This is a genomic window from Burkholderia sp. E168m23, assembly GCF_016586125.1.
Taxonomy (GTDB): domain Bacteria; phylum Pseudomonadota; class Gammaproteobacteria; order Burkholderiales; family Burkholderiaceae; genus Burkholderia; species Burkholderia orbicola.
On sequence record NZ_BCPP01001143.1, the window covers coordinates 1 to 1,986 of the forward strand.

Consider the following 1,986-nt stretch of genomic DNA (forward strand, 5'->3'; position numbering starts at 1 on the left):
GTGATCACGCGTGCGCTGATCGACGATCAGCAGGCGAAGCGGCTGAGCGACGTCGTGCGCAACGATGCGTCGGTCGTCAACGACTATGCGCCGGTTGGCTATTTCGAAGGCTTCGCGATCCGCGGCTTTCCGGTCGATCTCGCGAGCGCGATTCGGATCGACGGGCTGACGGTGTCCGGCGAGCAGAACGTGCCGCTCGAGAACAAGGAGCGCGTCGAGATCCTGAAAGGGCTCGCGGGCATCGACAGCGGCGTCGTCGCACCGGGCGGCGTGATCAACTTCGTGACCAAGCGTTCCGCGAACGTCGCGAGCGTGACGGGCGGCGTCGACAGCCGCGGCTCGACGTCGGCGGCCATCGATCTCGGCCGCCGCTTCGGCCCCGATCATCAGTTCGGGTTCCGGATCAATGCGGCGAAGGAGAACATGCACTCCTATATCGACGGCACGAACGGGCGGCGCACGTTCGGCTCGATCGCCGCCGACTGGGATATCAGCCCGCGCGCGAGCCTGCAGCTCAATGCCGAATTCCAGCAGTGGATCCAGCGTTCCGCGCCCGGCTACCAGTTGCTCGGCGGCACGGTCGTGCCGTCGGTCAAGACGACGTCGAAGGCGCTCGGCACGCAGCCGTGGGCGAAACCCGTGACGACCGATGCGCTGAACCTGAACGCGCGTTTCGACTACCAGTTCAACGACGACTGGAAGGCGTACGTCGCCGTGGGCCGTAGCCGCACGATGATCGACGACAACAGCGCGTTCGCGTACGGCTGCTCGTATGCGGCGAGCTGCGCGGCCGGCGCGACGTCGCCGTTCTTCTTCGGCGCGAACGGCGACTACGACGTGTACGACTTCCGCAGCCCCGGCGAATACCGACGCAACGACGATCTGCGCGCGGTCACGACCGGCAAGTTCGCGACGGGGCCACTGCGGCACGAGCTGACGCTCGGCGTGAGCGTGCAGCGCCGCGTCGTGCACATGGCCGACGCCGTGTACGACTACGTGGGCAGCGAGAATATCTACGGGCCCGACCTGACCTTTCCGCCGTCGCCGAATTCACCGGGGCCGTCGTATCCGCGCCTCGACGCGTGGCAGTACGGCGTGTTCGGGCTCGACCGCATCAGTATCGGCGAACACTGGCAAGTGCTCGCGGGCGGCAAGGAAGTGCTGCTGCGCCAGCGCAGCTGGAGCAGCCTCGACGGCGAGACGACGCATACCGACCGCTCGGTGTTCCTGCCGCAGGTCGCGCTCGTCTACAAGCCGGTGAACGTCCTGTCGCTGTATGCGTCGTACAGCAAGGCGCTGTCGCTCGGCGACCAGGCGCCCGTGCGCGCGACCAACGCATATGCGTTCCTGCCGCCCGTCGAATCGCACCAGATCGAAGTCGGCGCGAAATACGACTGGCTCGATCGGCTGAGCCTCACGGCCGCCGTGTTCTCGATCAGCAAGCCGTTCCAGTTCGCTGACCCGGATGCGTCGGGCACGAGCTACACGTTCGTGCAGCGCGGCACTCAGCGGCACCAGGGGATCGAACTCGGCGCGGCCGGGCGTGTGACCGAGCGGCTGGGCCTGACGGCCAGCGTCGCGGCGATTCGCGCCCGCGCGGTCGATTCGGGGTCGCCGGCCTACGAAGGGCACCAGATCATCAACGTGCCCGCGCTGCGCGCGTCGCTGTATGCGGACTACGCGGTGCCGGGCGTCGCGGGCCTGAACGTGCTCGGCGGCGTGGAATACAGCGCGGCGCGCAACGCGAACGAGGAGGGCACCGCGCGCGTGCCGTCGTGGTTCGTGTTCAATCTGGGCGCGCGTTATACGACCAAGATCGGCGGTCATCGCACGGTGTTGCGCGTGTCGGTGGACAATCTGTTCAACAAGTTCTACTGGCGCGACGCAGGCGAGCAGCAGGGCGATGCGTACCTGTTCCCCGGTGCGCCGCGCACCGCGCGTGTATCGTTGACCTATGATTTCTGACCGACCGGGTTCGGCCGCGTG

1 protein-coding gene is annotated in these 1,986 nt (G+C 67.2%); it reads left to right on the forward strand.

Going from position 1 to position 1,986, the window contains the following annotated elements; translation table 11 throughout:
- Positions 1–1,965 (forward strand): TonB-dependent siderophore receptor (locus tag JMF90_RS35020; RefSeq protein WP_201326160.1); only part of this gene is annotated, 1,965 nt, incomplete at its 5' end.
- Positions 1,966–1,986: the final 21 nt, after the last annotated feature.